The following is a 24,389-nucleotide window of genomic DNA, read 5'->3' on the forward strand; positions in this document are numbered from 1 at the left end:
ATGACAGGAATAGCGTAAAATCGACTTAGGGACCTTTTTTACTCTGCCGCTTTCTGAAAATCATTTGCACCTATTTAATACTACCGTATTTTAGAAAGGATTGTCACAACGTATACTTATGGATCCTATTAAGGAGGTCTCGTGTCAATTATGTGGAAATGGGAATGTGACCATGATGCTAAAGGGGTTATAATCATTGTCCATGGAGCCTTTGAACATCATGGACGTTACAGATGGCTCGTTGAAATGTGGCGATCCAATGGGTTTAACGTTTTAATGGGAGATCTGCCTGGACAAGGAATGACGAGCCGCTCTAATAGAGGTCATATTGATTCCTTTGATGAATATATAGAAGAAGTAGAAGGGTGGGTTCACGAAGCGGCCAAGTGGGAACTTCCTGTTTTTATCATGGGTCATAGTATGGGAGGTCTTGTCGTGATCAGGCTGCTTCAGGAAAAAAAACTGCCTATACTGGCTGCTGCGATTCTATCTTCCCCGTGTCTTGGTCTTATTTGGCATCCATCTAAATTTTTAGAAACCCTCTCGCTGGGATTAAATATTTTTGCACCTAAATTAAAAGTTAACCCCCAGCTTGCAGTTGATTTTGCTACTAACAATATAGAAGTGCAAAATTCAGATGTGAACGATTCTCTATATATTCGGAAGGTTTCCGTCCGCTGGTACAGAGAATTAGTGCAAGCGATGAAGCAAGCCTTTGAAAATGTCAACAAAACGGCTGATATTCCCTTTTTAGTGATGCAGGGCGGAAATGATAAAATTGTAGATAAACTAGCTGTTCGCAGCTGGATAGACCGGGCAGCTTTGAAAGAAAAGCATTTTAAAGAATGGGAAAACTGTTATCATGAAATATTTAGTGAATCTAAGCGAGAACTGGTATTTCAATATACAAAGGATTTCGTCGAGACTAGGTTAAGATCTTTGGGTTACTACATAGAGTGAGGTGATAGGCATGGCTATACCAACAAAGCCGCTATCCTTAATGAGACAGGTTTTTATGAGAGTGTTTCCTATTGTAAGCGAAGAGCTTTCTTATTGGCATGAACGCGCTAAACAAATTCCTAATGACGAACTTCGCAAGCAGGCGATTGCCAGTATTGAAAATAAGACCTTTCATTGTCAAGGAGGCTCTATCTTATCTTTATTGGCCGAAGCTGACTATAAAAAAATAATAAAATTCATTGTTGCTTATCAGACGATTAGTGATTATTTGGATAATCTTTGTGACAGAAGCACTTCACTCGATCCTGCTGATTTCGAACAGCTCCATTTATCGATGAAGCATTCCGTTACAGTGGGGGCTAGTTGTGAAAATTATTATTGTTACCGGGCCGATCAAAATGATGGAGGATATTTAGAGGAATTAGTGCTTACCTGTCAAAGCATTTTAAAGCAATCTCCCTTTTATGGCGGGATTAAAGATTATCTGATAGAGCTCTGTCAATATTATTGTGACTTACAGGTCCATAAGCATGTAACGATTGAAGAAAGAGAAGCAAGGCTCATCAATTGGTTTCAAAAGCATCAAACAAGCATTCCGGAAATGGAGTGGTACGAGTTTTCGGCGTGCTCGGGTTCGACCCTTGGCATTTTTTGTCTAGTGTCTTATTCCTTTAGACAGGACTTTCCTGATATTCCGTTTGAACCTATAAAAACTGGTTATTTCCCTTATGTGCAGGGGTTACATATTTTATTAGACTATTTTATTGATCAAGAAGAGGATCAAACTGAAGGAGATTTAAACTTTTGCTCCTATTACAGTGATAGTGACCATATGGCAGACCGTTTAGTTTTCTTTTTCAATCAGGCTGAAAAACACATTGAACAAATCCCTCATGCTGGCTTCCATAAGCTTATTAATCGAGGGTTGCTCGGGGTTTATCTATCTGATTTAAAGGTAGGCAAAAAAGATGATCGTCATAAAAAAGTGGTTAAGCAGCTTCTGAAATCAGGAGGTCCGACCGGTTATTTTTTTTATTGGAACCGGAAGGCATATGAAACGGTGAAAAAATGGAAGCCTGCGGTATCTCAATAAGGTATTTTGGATGGGGCTTTATGGAATTGCAAGTGACGGAGCTGATATAATGTGAACTCAATTAAATTAAGTATTTTGGATCAATCCGCTATTTCGGAGGGACAATCTGCTACTGAGGCTTTAAGAAATACATTAGCGTTAGCGAAATGGGCGGATCAAGCTGGTTTTGAACGGTTTTGGGTGTCAGAGCATCATGACTCCGAATCTTTGGCAGGGTCTGCACCCGAAGTTCTTATTTCTCATTTGGCGAGTCATACTAGTGAAATTCGAGTTGGATCGGGCGGTGTCATGCTGACTCATTATAGCCCGTATAAGGTGGCTGAAAACTTTAAGCTTTTAGAGGCACTATTTCCGAAGCGAATTGATTTAGGGATTGGAAGGGCGCCAGGAGGAATGCCGCGGGCTTCCTATGCACTAGGCGACGGAAAACCGCGTAATGTAAACAAATATCCCATCCAAATTGATGAATTGAATATGTATCTTCACAATACTATTCCAGCTGACCATCCTTATTTCGGCTTAAAAGCGACCCCCGTTTCGGTTAGTGTCCCTAATGTATGGATGCTTGGTTCTAGTCCCTCGAGTGCTGCTCTTGCTGCAGAGAAAGGATTACCATACTCTTTTGCCCTTTTTATCAACGGGGAAGGCGGGGAGTCATATATGAGAAACTATCGTCAACAATTTAGACCATCCCCTTATTTAAAAAGCCCTAAAACGATGGTGTCTGTATTTGCAGTTTGTGCGGATACAGATGAGAAAGCAAATTATTTAGCAGGAAGTATGGATTTAAACATGCTGCGAAGTACTCTGGGTATGCCTTCAAAAGGAATACCCCACCCTGAACAATTTTTAGAGTATCCATTAAACCCATTTGAAAAAAAGAGCGTCGACTATAACCGAAACCGAATGATCGTCGGTTCACCTAAAACCGTTAAAGAGAAAATCCTCCGAATTGCAGAAGCTTATGAAACCGATGAAATCATGATTGCTGCGATTATGTATGATTTTAAAGACAAACTTCATTCCTATAAGCTGATTGCTCATGAGTTTGGGATGTGAAATGATTAGGCAATTTTGTATTTAAAAAAGGCCAGCCTCATAATAATGAGACTAGCCTTTAGATTTTTTCCAACGCAATAATAAACGGAGGATGGTTTACTTGGTTGATAAATTTGTATTGAAGTACGTGAACATAATGCTGATCAAGTTTTTCCGCGTATCGAATGATATAATCACGTTCCACGGCACCTTCGGGATGGCCAGGATAAATGACAAGCACAATTAACCCTTCGGATGGCATTACGGTTAGTAATTGTTCGAGAGCCTTAATGGTCGTTTGGGGTCTAGTAACGATCGTTTTATCCCCGCCTGGCAAATAGCCCAGGTTAAAGACCGCGGCTTTAATTTTTTTATGGTGAACAGGAGGTATGCAATCGAGCAGTTTTTCATGTCCTTGCTGAAATAAAAGGACTTGGTCAAGCATCTTGTGTTCTTCTAAGCGAAACTTAGCTGTGGCTATTGCTTCTTTTTGGATATCAAAACCATAAACTTTTCCGTGTTTCCCAACTAAACGGGCTAGAAATAGAGTGTCATGGCCATTTCCCACTGTTGCATCAACAACGATATCCCCTTCAGAAATGGTTTTTTCCAATAATCTCCGGGAAAAAGGAAGAATTCGTTCTAGCTTCATACGATTCTCTCCTTTACTTCAGGTCGAAAAAACTTGCCTTGAAAGCTATTTCGACGCATTAATTCTCGGTCAATTTCGTTTAAAACCTCCCACTTATTAACACTCCACATCGGTCCGATCATTAAATCAATTGGCCCGTCTCCAGTTACGCGGTGAATAATCATTTCAGGAGGTAAAATTTCTAATTGGTCACAGGTCAGCTTGACATAGTCCTCAAATGATAAAAATTCAAGCATTCCTTTTTCGTATTGCTTGACCAGCGGTGTTCCTTTTAATAAATGCAACAAGTGAATTTTTATTCCTTGAACATCGAGCTTGGCTACTTCCCTTGCTGTCTCCATCATCATCTCATAGCTTTCCAGTGGCAAGCCATTGATGATATGGGAACAAACCCGTATGCCATGCTTTCTTAATTTTTCAACGCCTTTAACATAGCATGAATAGTCATGAGCACGATTAATTAAATCAGCTGTTTTTTGGTGCACAGTTTGCAGACCAAGCTCTACCCATAGATAGGTACGATCGTTAAGTTCTGCTAAATACTGAACCACATCATCTGGCAAACAGTCCGGTCTGGTTGCAATCGATAGACCAACCACACCTTCTTGTTTTAAGACGGTTTCATACTTTTCCCGCAAAACCTCAACAGGTGCATGCGTGTTTGTAAAGGCTTGGAAGTACGCGATATACTTGCCGTCTTTCCACTTATGATGCATTTTAGCTTTAATTTTTTCAAACTGAGTATATAAATCTTCTGCCCGGTTCCCGGCAAAATCGCCAGAACCAGCTGCACTGCAAAATGTACATCCGCCATGGGCAACCGTTCCATCACGGTTCGGACAATCAAAACCGCCATCTAATGCAATTTTAAACACTTTATGACCAAAGTGATGTGTTAGATGGTAGTTCCAGGTATGATATCTTTTATGATCACTCGCATAAGGAAATGGATTTTCTCGCATGTTCATTCCTCCTCGATTCAACTCATTTTATCATGGACGGTCCATCCTTCCAATAACTCTACCTATTGGTAATTTTTGAGTAGGCTACTTTAGTTCGCGGGCGTTCAAACTAAAAAAGGGGAGTTGTCCTTCCCAAACGAGTTCGGATATTTCGAGGAGGAAAAAGAAATGGCAACTCGAAGTTCAATGGACGCCTTTTTACAGCGCTGTGAAGATACATTACGAAATGCTCAGGAACAATATTTAGCAGGGCAAAGGCAGGAGCACTATCATGACTTGGAGTATACTCAATCCTTACAGGGCTTAGAAGATGTGATAAGCGAGCTTCAAATCATGGCCCATAGTGCGAATGCCCAGCAAAGAGAGCAGTTATATCGAATGCGGCTTCAGATTGAACAGCTGCAAAATAAAATGATCCTACTTAATCACTAGGAGGAGAACGATGAAAAAACGTTCAAAACAAAATAACCCAGAACAAAAAACAAACAATGGCGTTAATAATATGGAAGCAGAAATGGCACAAGACGATCAAGTGGTAAAAGCACTAAAACGTAATGCGAAAAGAGGCCAGCCTGATTATTCAAAATAAATGAAAGCTGCTACCTTGGGGTAGTGGCTTTTGTTTATAAAACCGGCAGTTTGTTCGATTATATTGGGGGTAGGGAATAGGGTACGAAGGACATTTTCCTAGTTTCTTGGTGAAAAAAGTCCTTAAGCCGGGTTCTTATGGACGAAAACCAAGGAGGGCGGTAGGAGAAAGTCTTTTAGCTGAGTTCTTAACGACAAAAAAGATGGCCGACGGGTACAGAAAGTCTCTAAGAGCGGTTCTTAAGGACGATAATGGTGGAATTTTGAGTGAGAAAGTACTTAAGAATAGCCCTCCAGAACGAAAATAAAGACAATTAGTATGTAATTGACTTTGTTGAAGGATTTTCCTAAAACTTATTTAATTTATTATAGGGTGTTTCAAAAATACGAAAGGATGTGGAGTATGCCTTATAAAGCCAGAACCGAATCAAATGAAATACAAATCTTGAGAGTTTTAAACTCCCGGATGAGTTTGACTGAAAACGAAAGGCAGCACTATTTCAATCTGAAAAAAGGTTACGAAGGAGAGGTTATGTTTGATTTTTTAACAGAAAAACTTCAGTGTGACTGTTTAATTCTCAACGATTTACTGCTCCAACAAAATAACACCACGTTCCAAATTGACTCCCTCATCATTACTTCAGAAACCATTTACGTTTTTGAGGTAAAAAATTTCGAAGGGGATTATTATTATGAGTCTGACCGGTTATACAGGAACCCCAACTCCGAAATTACGAATCCACTCACCCAATTGACTCGAAGTGAATCCTTATTGCGCCAATTACTCAAAAGCCTCGGATTTAACATCACGATTAAAGCTTCAGTAGTTTTTATTAACCCTGAATTCACCTTATACCAAGCCCCCCTCAACAAACCATTCATTTTCCCAACCCAGATTAACCGCTTTTTGAATAAGCTAAATTTAATTCCTTCAAAGTTAATTAAAAAACAACACATGATCCTACAAACAAGTTAATTTCGCTGCATATTGAAAACTCACCCTTTAAGCTATTACCACCCTTTAATTATGACCAGCTTCGAAAGGGAATCACTTGTGGAAATTGCGCCTCCTTTTCGGTTTCTGTCGAGGGGAAGAGGAAGAACTGTGTTTGTCATGAATGTGGGTACGAAGAAACGGTTCTAGGTGCAGTCATGCGTGGTGTAGAAGAATTTAAGCTTCTATTTCCGGGGCAAAAAATTACGACTAATGTCATTCATGATTGGTGTAAAATAGTGGAGTCTAAAAAGAGGATAAGGAAGATCCTTACAGATAAATTTAATTCAGTCGGGGGGCGCCGGTGGTCATTCTATGAATAAATCTGCTGCTTTAACAGCCTAATTAGGTATATTCCCCTATGGCGGTCCTTTATAAATTTTATAAAGGACTTTTTTTAATCGGTTCCTGCGTCTGGTCTATAAGCTCCTTTCTAATGGACTTTTCTAAACCATATTACCTAGTTTGGTCTATAAGAATCCATCTAAAGGACTTTTTTAATTTACGATTGTCCAGTTTGGTAGATAAGACCACATCTAAAAGACATTTTTAATACCCAGTTCCCCCGTTTGGTCTATTAGACCCTATCTAAACGACTTTACTAATCATTGCCACTCCAGTTTGGTCCATGACAATCGATCTAAAAGACTTTTTTAAGCCATGCTACCCGAATATGGTTCATTAGACCCTATCTAAACGACTTTTCTTTTACCAACATCGCCAATTCAGTCCATAAGACCCCTATTTCAAGGACTTTCTTCCATCTCTCTCACCCTCCCATTTTTAGAATAATTAAACTTTATTATTTAAGGGTTTTAACTATTGCTGGTGCTTTGAAAAACTCATACAATTATTTAGGTATTTGAAATTATGGGAGAGGGGCGGTTAAAGGTGCCTCGTTCAATTTGGCTTTTGGTAATTGGGATGGCGGTTAGTATTACGGGCAGTTCTTTTTTGTGGCCGTTAAACGCCATTTATATACATGATCATTTAGGAAAAACGTTAACAGTTGCAGGGGTGGTCCTTCTCTTAAATCAGGCAGCTAGTGTGCTGGGGAATTTAGTAGGCGGCGCGATTTTTGATAAGTTAGGCGGTTACCGCTCGATGCTGCTTGGGGTGAGCATTAGTTTGTTTGCTGCGGTTGGCTTATTTTTTTGGCATGGCTGGCCGCATTATGTTTATTTATTGATTATTCTTGGGTTTGGTTCAGGTATTATTATTCCGGCCATGTATGCTATGGCAGGGTCGGTTTGGCCTGAGGGCGGAAGGAAGGCTTTTAACGCACTTTATGTTGCTCAGAATTTAGGAGTTGCGATTGGTTCGGCATTAGGCGGATTTGTGGCGGCGTATCGCTTTGATTATACTTTTATGGCCAATGCCTTATTGTTCATTATGTTCTTTTTGATCGCAGTTATTGGTTATCGAACGATTCAGGTTCAAACCGTTGATATTTCAACTTCGGTTATCAAAAATGCTGGGCCCGTAAAAAATTACACGAAGCTTACGGCCCTATTGATCCTTTGTTTCGGCTATATGCTTTGCTGGATCGGCTATGTGCAATGGCAGTCAACGATTGCTACCTACACGCAGGATCTTTCAATCAGCTTGGAACAATATAGTCTTTTGTGGACAGTTAACGGTGCTTTAATTGTATTGGCCCAGCCACTGTTGGCAATGGTAGTGAAGGTTTTAAAATCGATCAAGCTGCAGATTGTGGTTGGTATGATCATCTTTATTATCTCATTTTTAATGGTAGGGACGGCTGATGAATACGCAGGTTTCTTATCGGCTATGATTATATTAACGTTCGGTGAAATGTTAGTTTGGCCAGCTGTTCCGACGATTGCCCACAGCCTCGCACCGAAAGGGAGAGAAGGTTTCTATCAGGGAATTGTCAACAGTACGGCTACGTGCGGAAGAATGCTAGGACCATTATTTGGCGGAATTATGGTCGATCAATATGGCATGGAAGTTTTATTTATTGCCCTAGTAATCCTTTGTGTCATCGGTATTTTTACTACTTTACTGTATGACAGGAAACTGAAGAAAACAGAAGTTCAACACTCCAGTATGAGCGCAAATGTTTAATTATGAAGCAAAACTGCAAGAAATACTTGCAAATTTCGCTTCTTTTACATACAATAATAGACAAATTTATAATAAGAAGCGTCGATAAGGAGTAGTAGCTTTTGATAACCCGAATCAAGAGAGCTGACGGATGGTGCAAGTCAGCCGGGATTAAAGTGAACTCGCCTTGGAGCTATAGGTGTGAAAGACAAAAGTAATGCCTATCGTGAGTCTGCGTTAATGATCAATGAAGCGAGTGCTAAAAGTTTGATGAGCACTAACGTGGGTGGTACCGCGGGAGTATACATACATCCTCTCGTCCCAATACTTGGGATGTGAGGATTTTTTTATTTAGAAATTAGAGTGGAGGAAAAGTCATGAGTTTTCATCATCAGGAAATTGAAAAGAAGTGGCAAACATATTGGGACAAAAATAAAACCTTTAAGGCCACTGATGACATTGGAAAGAAAAAGTTTTATGCATTGGATATGTTTCCTTATCCATCTGGAGCCGGTCTCCATGTCGGGCATCCAGAAGGATATACAGCTACTGATATTGTAGCCCGTATGAAACGGATGCAAGGATATAATGTACTGCATCCGATGGGCTGGGATGCATTTGGTCTTCCGGCAGAGCAATACGCTCTTGACACAGGAAATGACCCTGCTGAATTTACACAAAAAAATATTGAGACCTTTAAACGTCAGATTAAGTCTCTTGGGTTTTCGTACGATTGGGACCGTGAAGTAAATACAACCGACCCGAATTATTATAAATGGACGCAATGGATTTTTACAAAGCTTTATGAAAAAGGGCTTGCCTATGTTGATGAGGTCCCGGTTAACTGGTGCCCAGCGCTTGGAACAGTTCTTGCCAATGAGGAAGTGATTGATGGGAAAAGTGAGCGGGGCGGACATCCGGTTATTCGGAAGCCAATGAGACAATGGGTGCTACGCATCACAGCTTATGCAGATCGTCTGCTTGAAGATCTAGAAGAGCTAGATTGGCCTGAAAGTCTAAAAGATATGCAGCGTAACTGGATTGGCCGTTCAGAGGGTGCGCAAATCACATTCGATATTGATGAAACAGACGAAACATTTACCGTCTTTACAACTAGACCTGATACGCTTTTTGGCGCAACCTATGCCGTACTTGCACCTGAGCATCCGCTTGTAGAAAAAATTACAACTCCTGAGCAAAAAGACAAAGTGGAAGCTTATCTGAAGGAAATTCAAAGCAAGAGTGACCTTGAAAGAACGGACCTTGCAAAGGATAAAACAGGTGTATTTACTGGGGCTTATGCGGTGAACCCGGTTAATGATGAAAAAATGCCAATTTGGATTGCCGATTACGTTCTGATGAGCTATGGAACCGGAGCGATTATGGCTGTACCTGGCCATGATGAAAGAGACTATGAATTTGCGAAAAAATTTGATCTCCCAATCAAAGAGGTAGTTGCAGGCGGAGATGTAACAAAAGAAGCTTACACCGGTGATGGAGAACATATTAACTCAGATTTCCTAAATGGCCTTGGCAAAGCAGAAGCGATTGCCAAAATGATTGATTGGCTTGAGGAAAAAGGTGTAGGAGAACGGAAAGTTACTTATCGTCTCAGAGACTGGCTCTTTAGCCGTCAGCGTTATTGGGGTGAACCGATTCCAATTATCCAATGGGAAGACGGTACATCGACAACAATCCCAGTAGAGGAGCTTCCGCTGCTTCTTCCAAAAACGGATGAAATTAAGCCATCTGGTACTGGTGAATCACCGCTTGCTAATATTGAAGAATGGGTTAATGTCGTTGACGAAAAGACAGGTAAAAAAGGTCGCCGTGAAACGAATACGATGCCACAATGGGCCGGAAGCTGCTGGTACTTCTTAAGATTTATCGATCCACATAATGAGCACGTACTGGCTGATCCGGAAAAACTAAAACACTGGCTTCCGGTTGACCTTTATATTGGAGGGGCTGAGCACGCCGTTCTTCACCTGCTTTATGCTCGGTTCTGGCATAAGTTCCTATATGATATCGGGGTAGTTCCAACAAAAGAGCCGTTCCAAAAGCTGTTTAACCAAGGGATGATTCTTGGTGAAAATAATGAAAAAATGAGTAAATCAAAAGGAAATGTTGTTAACCCTGATGAAATTGTAACGACTCACGGGGCGGACACACTCAGACTTTATGAAATGTTTATGGGACCGCTTGACGCTTCCATTGCCTGGTCCACAACAGGACTAGATGGGGCAAGAAGATTCCTTGACCGTGTCTGGCGGCTTTATGTTAACGATACTGGTACTCTCAATGAAAAAATTACAGATCAGCGTTCGTCTCAGCTTGAAAAGGTGTATCATCAAACGGTGAAAAAGGTAACAGAGGATTTCGAAATTCTTCACTTTAATACGGCGATTTCACAAATGATGGTTTTCGTAAATGAAGCATATAAGGCAGAACAGCTCCCAATCGAGTACATGAAAGGCTTTGTTAAACTGCTTTCTCCAATTTGTCCGCATATTGCAGAAGAACTATGGGAAAAACTTGGCGGAACTGATACGATTACGTATCAAGAATGGCCAGCTTATGATGAATCAAAGCTGATTGATAACGAGATTGAAGTAGTTATTCAAATTAACGGTAAGGTGAAAGCTAAAATGGTTGTGCCACGGGATACTGATAAAATACAACTTGAAGAGCTTGCGAGAAACGACGAGAAAGTTCTGGCCCAGCTTGAAGGAAAGACGATCCGAAAAGTGATTGCGGTTCCTGGAAAACTCGTAAACATCGTTGCCAGCTAAGCTGAATCTTTAATCGAATCTGCAATAACTTTAAGAACCTTGGAAAATCTAATCCAAGGTTCTTTTTTTTACAAAAGCCAAGAATATGACTTTAGCCCCCCTACTTAAGAAATAGTTTTGCCCCTATTTTCTAAGCGATTAGACCAAATGTTCGATAGACAGGTTTTCCAGTTATTTGTATCTTTTAATTGGAATGTCAAATTTTTCATAGAATTCTTTATTTTCTAACAATATTCTATGGAAATAATAATTGTAAGGGGGAAACTTATGAAAGATAAAAAGTCAAAGGTCACGTATGTTTCAGTATCTATGCTTCTATCTGCCTCTATGCTTTTTGCAGCGGTTCTTCCAGTTAATGGGGAAGGGCAAATTCCTGAACCAACGATAGAAAAACAAGAGAAGAATGCAGTGACAAAAAAGGTGCACCCTAAATTTTCATGGGGTAATCAAGCACCATCCTCCCCTGTTTTACACCCTGGTTCCATCAAAGGCGCTGGAATGGTGGAACAGCCTCTTAAGGATATTGATTCGGCGATGGAATCTCTGATCCAAGAAGGAGTCATGCCCGGTGCAGTAACGTTTGTTGCAAGAAGCGGGCACATCGTTAAGCATGAAGCATATGGTCATAGCTACTTATATGTGGATGATAAAAAGACCGTCGCTGAAGAACCAATCGCTATGGAAGAAGACACGATTTTTGATCTTGCTTCTATAAGTAAAATTTTCACTACTACTGCAGCCATGATTCTTTACGAAGATGGCCATTTTGAGTTAGATGACCCGGTTGCTGCCTATATTCCCGAATTTGCAGCAAACGGCAAAGAAGATGTGACAATCAGACAACTGATGACCCATACATCTGGTTTTACTGCGTGGGTTCCTCTATATACAATTGGCGAAACCCGTGAAGAAAGACTTCAATATGTCTTCCGGTATCGATTAGCCAATCAGCCTGGTTCCACCTACACGTATAGTGATTTAAATATGATTACACTGGGTGCTTTGGTTGAACGTTTAACTGGTCAGCGATTGGATCAATTTGTCCGGGAACAGATTACAGAGCCGCTCGGTATGAAGGACACGATGTACAACCCGCCTGAATCTTTGAAACACCGTATTGCCGCAACCGAATATCAGCCATGGACCAATAGAGGTCTTGTTTGGGGTGACGTCCACGATGAAAATGCTTGGTCCTTAGAAGGTGTTGCCGGGCATGCAGGCGTTTTCTCGACAGCCAAAGATTTAGCAATTTTTGCCCATATGTTTTTAAAGGATGGAACATATGGAAGCAAGCAAATCCTGAAGCCTGAAACTATTCAATTACTATCAGAAAATCAAATCCCTCAGTTTCCGGGGGATGATCATGGCTTAGGCTGGGAGCTTGCCCAAGGATGGTACATGGATGGCTTATCAGAAGCCTCTACTCTTGGCCATACTGGCTATACAGGAACATCAATCGTTATTAATCAAAACAATGATACAATCGCAATTCTGTTAACGAACCGTGTTCACCCCACCCGTTCAACTGTATCGACAAATCCTGCCAGACGACAATTTGCAAGGCTAGTAGCAGATGCGATTCCTGTTTCTATACCTTCTGAAGATGGTGCATGGTTCTCCGGTTATGGGGATCGGGTTAACAAAACGTTAACTGCTGAAGTAGATCTAGAAAGTGATGCAGTCCTTTCGTTTGATACGTGGTACCGGATCGAACAGGATTGGGATTATGGGTATGTAGAAGTCTCGAATGACGGGGAAAATTGGCAGGCACTTTCTTCCTATACAGGCAGCAGTGTAAACTGGCAAACAGCAGAGCTAACGATTCCTGCAGGCACCACCTATATCCGGTTCCATTTTGATACAGATGGATCAACAAATAATCGCGGCTGGTATGTTACTAATATCAAGATAACCGATTCATCCAATCAACGCACGCCTTTAAACCTGGTTAGTAATGGCTGGGTAACTAGAAACTATTAGAACTTTGGGAGGGGAAAAAATGAGAAGACGGGTAAAATTAACGTTTATTTATCTGACGATGGCTGCAATGCTCCTAAGTCCTTTTAGCTTCTCAAAAACGACCGTTCATGCTGAAGATAATAGCGGCATTAAGGATTTAATTATTTTTCAAAATGTTCCCGAGGCAACGGTTGAATTGGTTGGTGACCAAATTGATTTAAAGGTTCTTCATATTTATGGAGATGGTCATTTTGAAGCCGTATCAGAAAACCTATCATGGAATTCTAAAAATAAAAACGTGGCAACCGTTAACGAGGATGGTGTGGTAACCTTTACCGGTCAAAATGGACGTTCCTTTATTACGGTAACAGACGGACGATATACCGATGAAATTGCAGTCCATCATCATAAAGAATCTGGCCAGCTTGTGATTAAGCAAAAAAGTGAACGCTATAACATTATCGACAATGCCATTGAGGGAATGACTCTCAATGAAAAAATTGGTCAAATGCTAATGCCTGATTTCAGAAAATGGAACGGAGCAGATGTAACAGAAATGCTTCCTGAAATAGAAGCGTTAGTACAGGAGTACGACCTTGGTGGTGTGATTCTCTTCCGCGAAAATGTAGTGGCAACTAAACAAACAGCAAAACTTGTAGCTGCCTATCAGGAAGCATCTGAAAAATATGGGTTGCTGATGGCAATAGACCAGGAAGGCGGAATCGTAACTCGTCTCCAGTCAGGAACTGATATGCCTGGAAACATGGCACTTGGGGCAACCAGATCCTCTGAAATCGCAGAAAATGTCGGCAGGGTCATTGGTGAAGAATTACATGCACTTGGCATTAACATGAATTTAGCTCCTGTACTAGATGTCAATAATAACCCGGATAATCCTGTTATTGGAGTACGGTCTATTGGAGAGTCACCAGAGCTTGTGGCAGAGTTAGGAGTGGCTTATACAAAAGGATTACAGGGTGCTGGAATTGCAGCTACGGCCAAGCACTTCCCGGGACACGGAGATACTGCAACTGATTCCCATCTGCTATTACCGGAAGTTCCCCATGATAAAGAGCGATTGCTCGCGGTTGAGCTTTATCCATTCCAGCAAGCTATGGATGCCGGGATTGATGCGATTATGACAGCCCACGTTACGTTTCCGAAAATTGACGGGACAAAAGTTATATCGCAAAAAGATGGGACAGAAATTTCATTGCCTGCAACTTTATCCTATAAAGTATTAACGGAGCTAATGCGAGAAGAAATGGGATATGAGGGCGTTATTATTACCGATGCATTAAATATGGCCGCGATTGCGGAGCATTTTGGTCCTGTTGATGCAGTTATCCGTTCTGTGAATGCCGGGACAGACATTATTTTAATGCCTGTTGGTCTTAAGGAAGTAGCAGATGGTTTACTTGAAGCAGTAGAAACTGGTGAAATAACTGAGGAACGGCTCGAAGCATCGGTGAAGCGAATTTTAACCTTAAAAATTAAACGCGGGATTATAAAAGCGGAAAGTCCTGTACCAATTGAAGAGATCGTGGCAAATGCAGAACAAATTGTCGGTTCTGCTGAACATAAGCAAGTCGAAGCAGATGTTGCAAATAAATCGATTACACTTGTTAAAAACGAACAGGCTCTTCCGCTTAATCTAACAGATGATGAAAAGATTGTCGTGGTAGGAAATACGTATATTACGAACCTTTATGATGCGATAAAAGAAAAGCATGATAATACCGATCTTATCCGGGCATCCGATCTATTGAATGAAACACAGCTTGCACAATTAGCTGATGCAAGCGCAGTTGTGATCGGATCTTATACCTTTAGCGTTAGTGGCCGCTCGCCGAACAGTCCGCAGATGCAGATGATTAATCAGGTTATAGAAGAAGCGGATGTACCTGTAATCGGGGTAGGGATTCGCAATCCATATGACATCATGGCCTTCCCGGAAATTGATGCTTATTTAGCACAGTATAGCTATAGAAATGCAAGTTTCAAAGCGACGGCAGCTGCCCTTTTTGGGGAAAATAAACCAACTGGGCTTCTGCCAGTGACAATTCCAGATCAAAATGGCAATGTTCTGTATTCATTTGGCCATGGCCTATCCTATTAATGGGTGAGGAGTGAGGGTTTATGAAAAAAACAGTTATGTTGTTCGGAATGGTTGTCATGCTTCTAACTGCTCTTTCTGCAGCGCTAGCAGATAGAGGAGAATCTAATAATAATGGCAAAAATCCCAATGAATTTAAATTAGGTGTGGAGGTTTTGCTCGGGGACCAAAAACATCTGATTGAAGGAAAACGGGTGGGGCTGATTACAAATCCAACGGGAGTAGATCAAGAGTTAAATAGTATTGTAGACATGCTCTACAATGATCCGAATGTAGAATTAACAGCTCTTTACGGACCTGAGCATGGGGTTCGCGGAAATGCACAGGCAGGCGAATATGTCGAATTTTATATCGATGAAACAACAGGACTGCCGGTTTATAGTCTTTATGGCCAAACGAGAAAACCTACTCCAGAAATGCTTGAAAATGTAGATGTGCTTCTATTTGACATACAGGATGTCGGCACACGTTTCTACACATACATTTACACGATGGCATATGCAATGGAAGCTGCAGCTGAAAATGACAAAGAATTTATTGTACTCGACCGCCCAAATCCATTAGGGGGTCAAAAAGTTGAAGGTCCTGTTCTTGATCCAGCCTATGCATCCTTTGTCGGGAATTATCCGATTCCATTGCGCCATGGGATGACAGTAGGAGAATTAGCCCAATTATTCAACGAAGAATTTGATATAGGTGCTGATTTAACAGTGGTCGAAATGGAAGGCTGGAACCGTAATATGTATTACGATGACACGCGATTAGAATTTGTCTTGCCATCGCCTAACATGCCGACGCTTGATACGGCACTTGTTTACCCAGGAGCAGCTTTAATTGAAGGGACTAACATATCTGAGGGCCGCGGAACGACAAAACCATTTGAATTAATTGGTGCGCCATTCGTTAATAGTACTGAATTCGCTGCTGCCTTAAATGAATTGGAATTACCTGGTGTGATTTTCCGCGCCGCATCCTTTACGCCGACAACATCTAAACATAGTGGTGTTCTTAGTCACGGAGTCCAAATTCACGTTACTAATAAACAAGCGTATAAACCAATTGAAACCGGTCTTCATATCGTAAAAACGCTGCATGATATGTATCCGGAAAACTTCCAGTTCAGAGCAGAAAATAGTGCGGGTATCTCTTTCTTTGATAACCTGATTGGAAACGGCTGGATCCGTGAAGCCATTGAAAATGGAGTATCGGTTCAAGAGATGGAGAATCAGTGGAAAGCGGGGCTAAATGAATTTAAGCAAATCCGGAGAGAATACTTATTATATTAAATTAGTTTGCAAGAGCCTCCTTGTTTTAAAGGAGGCTCTCACTTTGAACTAATTCTAAAAATGTTTATAATGACAACAGTAACTAAAGTAGGAGGGCGTAAAATGGAAGCAATAAAGCAGATTACACCAGAAGAAGTAAGGAAGCTTTTAGAGGAAGGCGAAACGTTAAACCTTATTGACGTCAGAGAGGATGAAGAGGTTTCACAAGGGAAGATTCCAGAAGCTGTACATATTCCGATGGGGGAAATTCCAGAACACTTAAACAAGCTCGACAAAAATCAAGAATATATTATTATTTGCCGCTCCGGAAGACGAAGTGAAAATGTTAGCCATTTTCTACAGGATCAAGGCTATAAAGTAAGAAATATGGTCGGCGGCATGCTGGAATATAAAGGTGAAACAAAGCCAAAATTATAGTTTTTTAAAAGGCAGTCCGGGGCGGCTGCCTTTTTTTGCTGGCTTAGCAAATAAAATGGCGGAATCTAAAAATTGTGAGGTATGCATCAAAATAGCAGAATACGCTCCATATTCGAAAAATAAACTCCAAACATGGTACAGGCGCTCCAACCTGTTACAGGATGCTCCAAAAATACTTGAATCCGCTCCAAACTCTATCGGTACTGCTCTAAAAAACGGAGAATACGCTTCAAATTAATGCAAACCGCTCAAAAAAGCAGGGGTTGCTCCAAAAAATGCCGTATCGATCAAAAAGATGTTAAGGTCATCCGCCCAATCATTTGCTAATTCGACCATTTATTTTCAAATCAGCCCATTATGTGTAAAAGAGCCCCGAAAACGGAGTGGCGCTGCCCAATAATTTCTGCGAGCAGCCAATAAAAAGTTAAACTCACCCAAAAATTTCGCGTAACCGCCCATAAAATAAAAAAATTACCGAAAAAATGGGGGTTCCGCCCAAATCAGTCAGAACTCCCCATTAGATAGAGACTAATAGCATTCACATTCTACCCACTCTCCCCTCTCACGATCTGCATCCGCTCATTAAACAAGGTTGGATACGACAAAAAACCGAGAATGATACTAGTAACGGCTGCAGTAGTAAGGAGTAAAAATAAAATAAGCAATTGAAACTGGACGGCCTGAATCGGATCAGCCCCGGCAATAATCTGGCCGCTCATCATCCCAGGCAATTGAACGAGTCCTACGGTTTTTTGACTTTCGATCGTCGGTATCATACTGGCTTTAATAGAATTAATAAGTTGTGAATGAATTGCCTGTTTTGGTGTACCGCCAAGGGATAAGATCAATTCTGTTTCATCACGATGACCCTCTACCTCGGCTGTAAAACGGTTGAGGAACAAGATTGCCAAAACCATCGAGTTTCCAATCACCATTCCGCTAATGGAAATAATGTACTGAGCTTTTGGCGGCGTAATGTTAAGGCCGATTAAAATGCTTTGAGTTAATATTTCAACAAAAATCAGGGCGACCGCAACTTTCCATGTAATTCCTTTAATTGCAGCCCCTTTTTTACGGGCATTAAGAGTTGCGGTAACAATCATAAGCGTGACCATTAAAAAGATATATATCAAGCTATCCGATTCAAATACAAATTTAAGGACATATCCAATAATAAGTAATTGAATAATCGATCGGATTGTCGCAATAAGGGTGTCCTTTTCTAGACCGAGCTTTAACGTCTTAGACAGTATAAGAGGGATTAGGACAAATATCAAAGTTATAGCTAAAGTGGTATATGTCAATTTCCTTCCCCCTTTACAAATCGCTTGACTTTTTCATTGACAGGCGATTTCAGTAATTCGCTTTCCCCTGTTTCTACAATTTCTCCGTCCATTAAAACCCAGGTATAGTTTCCAACCGTAATCGCCTGACGTAAATTATGTGTAATCCAAATGATGGTAGTACCATATTTTTGATTTATTTTAACGATGAGCTCCTCAATCTCCTGCTGAGATGTGCGATCTAATGAAGAAGTAATTTCATCCAACAGTAAGATTTGCGGCAAATTAACCAGTGTCCTTGCAATGGAAACCTTTTGCCTCTGTCCTCCTGACAAATCCCTGACATTTCGATATAAAAAGCCCGGATCCAAACCGACATCCTCTAAGAGTTCTTTTGCCTGATCCTCTGAAAGCTGTTTTCCCTGAAGAGTAAGGGGTAAGGCTAAATTGTCCTGAATCGTGCCCGAAATCATTGGTGCACTCTGTAAGGCGATTCCGACAAGCCGACGTAATTCAACGGGATCAAAGCCCTCAATCGGTTTTTCTTTAATATAGATTTCTCCTGCTTCCGGCGATAGAAGTCCATTACATAATTTAAGCAGGGTTGATTTTCCTGCCCCTGAAGGGCCTACAAGTGTAATGATTTTACCTTCTGGAAAGGAACCGGTAATGTTTTTTAAAATCGGTTTATCATCAATCGAAAAATAAACATGGTTAAAATGAATAGCCGGCTGATAGCTGGTTGACATGATTTCACATCCCTTTTGAAAACAGCAAAAAATAATAAATTTACCTAGTAGCTTTAAAATATTATTGTAAATGAATTGTAAGAGCGCTTCAATCAATAATTATTTTAAACAAGTAATAATTATAAAAAAAGACTCTTATTCTTAAAGAGTCTTTTTAGTTTGAATTGTTTAAAAAGTATGCTAATTTGTCCATACTTTTTAGTGATTCTAACAAATAAAGGGGAAACAAAGATGGTTCAGGTTAAATTATTTGACTGTGATCATGAAAAGGATTTACAGGATGCGATCAACCGCTTTTTAGCTACATTAGACAGTTCAGATGTAATCGACATTAAATATGGTGTTTCAGCTTTTACCGAGCCTGCTGGTGATCAAATTTATTGTTTCACCGCAATGGTTGTGTATCACGCCTGATGGACTGCGCGAATCTCCTTTGCTTCTTCGGCTGCATTTAATCCGGCGAGCCGGCCAGTAACAAGCGCAGATGTAATATTATATCCGCCTGTATAGCCGTGGATATCGAGAATTTCCCCGCAAAAATAGAGTCCGCTTTGGAGCTTTGATTTCATCATTTTCGGTTCGATTTCTTTAATGGAAACACCGCCTCCTGTTACAAATGCTTTTTCAATGGATAAGGTTCCATTAACGAGAAAAGAAAATCCCTTGCATAATTGAACAAACTTTCGCAGCTTATCGTGGCTAATTTGACTTGCCAAATCAGATGGGTCAATCCCTGCACGCTCGAATAAAAAGTGTAAGTATCGCTCGGGTAAAACACCTTTTAAAACATTTTTTACTGCTTTTTTCGGTTCATCTTTAAGCTGTTTTATCAAATTTTGAAACAATTGTTCGGCGTTTTCTCCCGGAATTGCATCAATTGACATGGTTACTTCATTTAGCTTCCATTTCTTCATAGCTTTTACGACAAATTGGCTGCATCTGAGAACGGCTGGACCAGAGATGCCAAAATGGGTAAAAATCATATCCATCTTATGGGTAATGAGCGGTTTACCTTTTGGATCTAATACACTTAAAGCTACATCGCGAAGAGATAGGCCCTGCAATTGTTTAGACACAATAAAATCTTCTTTAGAAGTTAATGGTACCTCTGTTGGATAAAGGTCTGTAATCGTATGTCCCGCTTTTTCAGCCCATGCGTATCCATCACCGGTTGAACCAGTATGAGGCACTGACTTCCCGCCAACCGCAATAATAATAGTATACGTTTTAACTTTTTCACCATCGATTAATTCAACCTGATGACTGCCATTGTTGTCATAATGAATATCCTTTACTGGTGTGTTTGTCTGGATTTCTACGTTCAGATCATCTAATTTTCTAAGTAAAGCATCTACAACCGATTGGGCTTTATCAGAGATTGGAAACATTCGGCCATGATCTTCTTCTTTCAATTTCACTCCAAGATTTTCAAAAAAAGCAATAATATCTTCATTATTGAAAACGGAAAAAGCACTATATAAAAATCGGCCATTTCCAGGGATGTGCTTAACGATTTCATCAATCGGAAGCCGGTTGGTCACATTGCATCTGCCACCGCCGGAAATCGCGAGTTTCCGCCCTAATTTATTTCCTTTGTCTAGGAGCAGAACCTTTGCTCCGCTTTCTCCAGCAGCAATACCTGCCATTAACCCGGATGGTCCGCCGCCAATTACAATACAATCATAAATCAATTCATTCACCTGCCTGCTTTTCATTTTGAGACATAGGGACGGTTCGAGTGCACTGAAAAATCTTGACTATGTTAAAGTTCATTATTGATTTTTTAACGCAGTTGATTGGAGCGGAAGGCGCGAAGACTCATGCGGGAGAACGGTGCAGGGGAGACCCCGCAGGCGCTATAGCGCCGAGGAGGCTCCCCGCATCGCCCGCGGAAAGCGAAGCGCCTGGAGTGCAAATCAACATCTAAGTTTTACAGACATTACGTTTTCAGTGCCCTCGGACGGTTCTTGCGTTTCAGAAGTATGGATGAAACGCAAGAACCGTCCCCCCGTTTCACTTTGATATGTAAAAGAAAATTGTCAATTCAGCTGGAAAACATGTAAACTACAGATAGCGTCATACAAGAATCGACAGATAGCGAAAGATTAGGAAGGATTAATCATGTCTTCAAGTCTAATACGGGGTACCTTAATTTTAACGTTAGGTACATTTATTTCTAAATTTTTGGGCCTTTTTTATGTGATCCCGATGTACTCTATTTTAGGGCAAGAGGGAACGGCTTTATACCAATATGGATACGTGCCATATACAATTGCCATCAGTGTTGCAACTGCGGGCGTACCGCTTGCCGTATCTAAGTTTATCTCAAAATACAATGCAATGGAAGAATATGAAGTCGGAAGGAAATTGTTCAGGTCTGGGATATTTTTAATGCTTTTGACCGGTTTTGCTACCTTTCTAATCCTTTTTGCATTAGCACCCTTACTCGCTGATTCTATTATTCCCGATGAAGGATTTTTATCAACAAAAGATGATGTTATTGGAGTTATTCGTGCTGTCAGCTTTGCCCTCATCCTTGTTCCTTTTCTCAGCTTAATTCGCGGCTTTTTCCAGGGACATGAATCGATGGGGCCATCTGCTGTTTCTCAAGTTGTAGAACAAATTGTTAGGATTGTCTTTTTATTAGCAGGGTCTTTTGCAGTGATTTATATTTTTCATGGTGAATTAAGTACAGCTGTTAATCTTGCCACCTTTGCTGCCTTTGTCGGAGCGGTTGGGGGACTTGTAGTTCTTGGCTGGTATTGGTTTAGGAGAAAATCCCATTTGGACAAACTCACCCTTCAAAGTAAAGGGAGGGTTCATTTAACGACATGGGAAATGTACAAAGAGCTTTTAACGTATGCTGGTCCTTTTATTTTAGTCGGGATTGCCAATCCCCTTTTCCAATTTATTGATCAGCTGACCTTTAACCGAGCTATGCTAGAGGCCGGTTTTAATGGGGTGGAGGCAGAGAAGGCATTTTCTGCGATTAACTTTTCATCGCACAAACTTGTTATGATTCCTGTTTCTCTAGCGATTGCATTATCCTTAACGTTAGTCCCAGTTATTACGAAGTCGTTTGTTCGGCAAGAATATAAAACCCTGCATGATCAGCTGAATCAAACCTTTCAAGTTTTATTATTCTTAACAGTTCCTGCCTGTGCAGGTCTGATGCTGTTGGCTGAACCAATGTATACCTTTTTCTATGAAAATGACCCTTTAGGGATTGGAATTTTGCGAGCCTACGCTCCAGTTGCGATTCTGTTCGCATTGTTTTCCGTTACGGCGGCTATTCTTCAGGGCGTTAACGAACAACGTTATACGCTTTTAAGCTTGCTAGTCGGACTTTTGGTTAAATTAAGTCTTAATATTCCTTTGATTAAATGGCTTGATGCGGAAGGAGCGATAGCTGCTACAGCTCTTGGATATGCCGCTGCCATCTCCATTAATTTGTTTGTGATAAAATGGACCACAGCTTTCCAATATAAAAAAGTAATGAAGGTTTCTTTTCTTGTGTTGCTTCTTACAGTCTTTATGTCATTAGCAGTTTGGGCTGTTTATACAATTTTTGCGGCCTTCTTTGAACCGGTAACAAAGCTTCAAGCACTATGGTTATTGATTCCAAGTGTATTAATGGGAATGATTGCTTATGGGCTTGTCAGTTTAAAGCTGGGAATTGTAGCTAAACTATTCCCTAGCCAATATCAAAAGTTAAAAATGAAGGTTCTTGGGTAATTTGCATAATTTCAGAGAAAGAAGAAAGCGGTAAACTCCATCAAGGAGAACCGCTCTCTTTTTAATATTCTTCGTCGCGAATGCCTAATCTGCGTTCAATGCGGTCAACCCGGCGTTCCAATCGGTCTATTTCACGATTTTTACGTTCTACTTCTCGTTCAAGCCGACTCAAACGCCGTTCAAACTGACCGCCTCCAGGGAAACCGCCTGGGAACTGTCCGCCGGGGAATTGACCGCCTGGGAACTGACCAAATTGACCAGGCTGCTGCTGTTGTCTGTACATAGGAACCCTCCTCAATTTAGATTCATAGTAGTTTATGAATAGACGGTAATCCCTGTCACAGATATTAGAAAGATTCAAATGAATTGGGTGGATAAAATGCGAATTGATAAAATGCTAGCCAACTTAGGCTTTGGGAGCCGCAAAGAGGTCAAAAAGCTTTTAAAAGACGGAGCCGTTCAAGTAAATAGCTCACTGGTGAAGGATGGCAAAGAACAGGTGAATCCTGTAGAAGATACTGTTACGGTTCACGGTGAAACGGTCGAGTATAAGGAATTTATTTATTTAATGATGAACAAACCTCCAGGTGTTATTTCGGCAACCGAGGATATGAAGGAGGAGACTGTGCTTGATCTGCTGGAATGGGAGGATGCTTTGTTTCAACCATTTCCGGTCGGCCGCCTCGACAAGGATACGGAGGGTCTTTTACTGTTAACCAATGATGGACAGCTTGCACACCAACTGCTTTCCCCTAAAAAGCATGTCCCAAAGACTTATTTTGCCGTTATTGAAGGGGAAGTGAATGAAGACGATATTGCGGCTTTTAAAAAAGGGGTTACGTTAGATGACGGTTATGTGACGAAGCCGGGAATCCTTGAAATTTTAAAAAAGGGACCGACTTCTGACATTGCGTTAACAATTACGGAGGGTAAATTCCATCAGGTTAAAAGAATGTTCCTCGCGCGTGGGAAGAGGGTCATTTATTTAAAAAGAATATCAATGGGATCTTTAAAGCTGGACGAGTCCTTAGAATTAGGGGAGTATAGGGAGCTGACAGAGGAGGAAGTCGAGCTTTTGCGTGATCGTAAAGATTTGCAAGAATGATTGTTGCATAAGTCTGTTTTCGCAAAGAATGATGTTTTTCGGATTATTAAGAAAGAGCCTGTGATTTGGATACGATTGCGTTTGGATTCACCCAAGCTGTCTAAATAAGCCCATGATTCAGACACGAAAGGCATTATATTCACTAAGCCTGTCCAAATAAGTCTCTATGTTGGATCCAATTCAGTACTGAGAGCAAATAAACAGAGCGCAAATAAAAAGACTGCTGAACAAACACAGCAGTCTTTTCTCGTTATTGGAATTTCTATATGTACGTGTCGATATTTCTACGAAGTCAATTTTACTTTTTTTCTGGTAGTGGTCCATTTGCCGCGGCTTGGACTTGTCACTAAGTTGTTATAGGCTAACACATTTAAATCTCTTTGGATGGTTCTGGAGGTCATATCAAATTCCTCTACAAGCTCTTGGGTGGAAACCGTACCGTTTTCTTTAATGAACATATACATAGATTTTATACGAGTCAGCATACGGTCAGTTGTAGGTTTCAAAAAACCACTCCTTATGAACTTTTTCCAAAGGCAACTCAGGCTGTCGTCCATTTTCTAACTATGCTGTGTATGGGTTCGCTAAGCAAA

Annotated in this window: 23 protein-coding genes and 1 other annotated feature; of the genes, 16 read left to right on the top strand and 7 right to left on the bottom strand. The window is 40.8% G+C overall.

The window, feature by feature from the left end; genetic code table 11:
• The first annotated feature begins 150 nt into the window (after positions 1-150).
• From CRO56_RS12255 to CRO56_RS12265, 3 genes are read left to right on the top strand one after another with little or no spacing between them, the layout of a single operon-like run.
• A complete protein-coding gene (locus CRO56_RS12255) occupies positions 151-960 on the top strand; it encodes an alpha/beta hydrolase (RefSeq protein ID WP_097158905.1) in 810 nt (269 codons plus the stop codon).
• A 10-nt stretch (positions 961-970) separates the two neighbouring features.
• The gene (locus CRO56_RS12260) at positions 971-2,053 is read left to right on the top strand and encodes a tetraprenyl-beta-curcumene synthase family protein (RefSeq protein WP_097158906.1); all 1,083 of its coding nucleotides are present in this window, start codon (positions 971-973) and stop codon (positions 2,051-2,053) included.
• Between the two features lie 51 nt (positions 2,054-2,104).
• Positions 2,105-3,112, top strand: coding sequence for an LLM class flavin-dependent oxidoreductase (locus CRO56_RS12265; protein WP_097158907.1), 1,008 nt, complete (start codon positions 2,105-2,107; stop codon positions 3,110-3,112).
• Between the two features lie 58 nt (positions 3,113-3,170).
• On the opposite strand, the gene mnmM is transcribed toward CRO56_RS12265, so the two are convergent.
• Positions 3,171-3,743 carry a tRNA 5-(aminomethyl)-2-thiouridylate-methyltransferase MnmM gene (gene mnmM / locus CRO56_RS12270; RefSeq protein WP_097158908.1) on the bottom strand — a complete coding sequence of 191 codons (573 nt, stop codon included), beginning with the start codon at positions 3,741-3,743 and terminating at the stop codon, positions 3,171-3,173.
• On the bottom strand, positions 3,740-4,705 hold the full coding sequence (gene mnmL, locus CRO56_RS12275; protein WP_245855857.1) for a tRNA modification radical SAM protein MnmL/YtqA: 966 nt from the start codon (positions 4,703-4,705) through the stop codon (positions 3,740-3,742). The genes mnmM and mnmL overlap by 4 nt, the downstream gene beginning before the upstream one ends.
• A gap of 168 nt (positions 4,706-4,873) precedes the next feature.
• Here mnmL and CRO56_RS12280 point away from each other — a divergent pair, with 168 nt between their 5' ends.
• The 10 genes from CRO56_RS12280 (at position 4,874) to CRO56_RS22905 (ending at position 17,162) form a co-directional block, all read left to right on the top strand.
• Complete coding sequence (locus tag CRO56_RS12280) at positions 4,874-5,137, top strand: YtzC family protein (protein ID WP_097158910.1); 264 nt, start codon at positions 4,874-4,876, stop codon at positions 5,135-5,137.
• Positions 5,138-5,147: 10 nt separating this feature from the next.
• Complete coding sequence (locus tag CRO56_RS12285) at positions 5,148-5,294, top strand: glycogen biosynthesis protein GlgD (RefSeq protein WP_097158911.1); 147 nt, start codon at positions 5,148-5,150, stop codon at positions 5,292-5,294.
• 402 nt (positions 5,295-5,696) lie between these two features.
• A complete protein-coding gene (locus CRO56_RS23520) occupies positions 5,697-6,269 on the top strand; it encodes a nuclease-related domain-containing protein (RefSeq protein WP_342745887.1) in 573 nt (190 codons plus the stop codon).
• A 909-nt stretch (positions 6,270-7,178) separates the two neighbouring features.
• Positions 7,179-8,375, top strand: a complete 1,197-nt coding sequence (locus CRO56_RS12300) for an MDR family MFS transporter (protein WP_097159171.1) — start codon at positions 7,179-7,181, stop codon at positions 8,373-8,375.
• Positions 8,376-8,447: 72 nt separating this feature from the next.
• Positions 8,448-8,681, top strand: a binding site (T-box leader).
• 50 nt (positions 8,682-8,731) lie between these two features.
• A complete protein-coding gene (gene leuS / locus CRO56_RS12305) occupies positions 8,732-11,146 on the top strand; it encodes a leucine--tRNA ligase (RefSeq protein WP_097158913.1) in 2,415 nt (804 codons plus the stop codon).
• A gap of 267 nt (positions 11,147-11,413) precedes the next feature.
• Positions 11,414-13,126 carry a serine hydrolase domain-containing protein gene (locus CRO56_RS12310; RefSeq protein ID WP_245855858.1) on the top strand — a complete coding sequence of 571 codons (1,713 nt, stop codon included), beginning with the start codon at positions 11,414-11,416 and terminating at the stop codon, positions 13,124-13,126.
• Positions 13,127-13,145: 19 nt separating this feature from the next.
• Positions 13,146-15,224: a glycoside hydrolase family 3 protein gene (locus CRO56_RS12315; protein WP_097158915.1), complete on the top strand. Its 2,079-nt coding sequence runs from the start codon at positions 13,146-13,148 to the stop codon at positions 15,222-15,224.
• A gap of 20 nt (positions 15,225-15,244) precedes the next feature.
• Complete coding sequence (locus CRO56_RS12320) at positions 15,245-16,507, top strand: exo-beta-N-acetylmuramidase NamZ family protein (protein ID WP_097158916.1); 1,263 nt, start codon at positions 15,245-15,247, stop codon at positions 16,505-16,507.
• A gap of 102 nt (positions 16,508-16,609) precedes the next feature.
• A complete protein-coding gene (locus tag CRO56_RS12325) occupies positions 16,610-16,924 on the top strand; it encodes a rhodanese-like domain-containing protein (protein WP_097158917.1) in 315 nt (104 codons plus the stop codon).
• The gene (locus CRO56_RS22905) at positions 16,902-17,162 is read left to right on the top strand and encodes a hypothetical protein (protein ID WP_179714268.1); all 261 of its coding nucleotides are present in this window, start codon (positions 16,902-16,904) and stop codon (positions 17,160-17,162) included. Before CRO56_RS12325 ends, CRO56_RS22905 begins: the two co-directional genes overlap by 23 nt.
• A 307-nt stretch (positions 17,163-17,469) precedes the next feature.
• Here CRO56_RS22905 and CRO56_RS12330 read toward each other — a convergent pair whose 3' ends face one another.
• Positions 17,470-18,228, bottom strand: coding sequence for an ABC transporter permease (locus CRO56_RS12330; RefSeq protein WP_097158918.1), 759 nt, complete (start codon positions 18,226-18,228; stop codon positions 17,470-17,472).
• Positions 18,225-18,956 (bottom strand): ABC transporter ATP-binding protein, encoded by a 732-nt coding sequence (locus tag CRO56_RS12335; protein ID WP_097158919.1) that lies wholly within the window; start codon positions 18,954-18,956, stop codon positions 18,225-18,227. Before CRO56_RS12335 ends, CRO56_RS12330 begins: the two co-directional genes overlap by 4 nt.
• 231 nt (positions 18,957-19,187) lie before the next feature.
• Between CRO56_RS12335 and CRO56_RS12340 the strand changes: the two genes are divergently transcribed.
• The gene (locus tag CRO56_RS12340) at positions 19,188-19,370 is read left to right on the top strand and encodes a sporulation protein Cse60 (RefSeq protein WP_097158920.1); all 183 of its coding nucleotides are present in this window, start codon (positions 19,188-19,190) and stop codon (positions 19,368-19,370) included.
• On the opposite strand, the gene CRO56_RS12345 is transcribed toward CRO56_RS12340, so the two are convergent.
• Entirely contained in the window at positions 19,361-20,647 is a 1,287-nt protein-coding gene (locus tag CRO56_RS12345; protein ID WP_097158921.1) for a BaiN/RdsA family NAD(P)/FAD-dependent oxidoreductase, read from the bottom strand. The two genes, CRO56_RS12340 and CRO56_RS12345, sit on opposite strands and share 10 nt — an antisense overlap.
• 430 nt (positions 20,648-21,077) lie before the next feature.
• Between CRO56_RS12345 and CRO56_RS12350 the strand changes: the two genes are divergently transcribed.
• Positions 21,078-22,691: a putative polysaccharide biosynthesis protein gene (locus tag CRO56_RS12350; protein ID WP_097158922.1), complete on the top strand. Its 1,614-nt coding sequence runs from the start codon at positions 21,078-21,080 to the stop codon at positions 22,689-22,691.
• Between the two features lie 61 nt (positions 22,692-22,752).
• Here the strand turns inward: CRO56_RS12350 and CRO56_RS12355 are convergent, their stop codons facing one another.
• Positions 22,753-22,974: a hypothetical protein gene (locus CRO56_RS12355; protein ID WP_097158923.1), complete on the bottom strand. Its 222-nt coding sequence runs from the start codon at positions 22,972-22,974 to the stop codon at positions 22,753-22,755.
• 96 nt (positions 22,975-23,070) lie between these two features.
• Here CRO56_RS12355 and CRO56_RS12360 point away from each other — a divergent pair, with 96 nt between their 5' ends.
• Entirely contained in the window at positions 23,071-23,796 is a 726-nt protein-coding gene (locus CRO56_RS12360; protein WP_097158924.1) for a pseudouridine synthase, read from the top strand.
• 284 nt (positions 23,797-24,080) lie between these two features.
• Here the strand turns inward: CRO56_RS12360 and CRO56_RS12365 are convergent, their stop codons facing one another.
• Positions 24,081-24,302 (bottom strand): DeoR family transcriptional regulator, encoded by a 222-nt coding sequence (locus tag CRO56_RS12365; RefSeq protein ID WP_097158925.1) that lies wholly within the window; start codon positions 24,300-24,302, stop codon positions 24,081-24,083.
• Positions 24,303-24,389 lie beyond the last annotated feature (87 nt).

It is taken from the genome of Bacillus oleivorans (genome assembly GCF_900207585.1).
Classification (GTDB): Bacteria; Bacillota; Bacilli; order Bacillales; family JC228; genus Bacillus_BF; species Bacillus_BF oleivorans.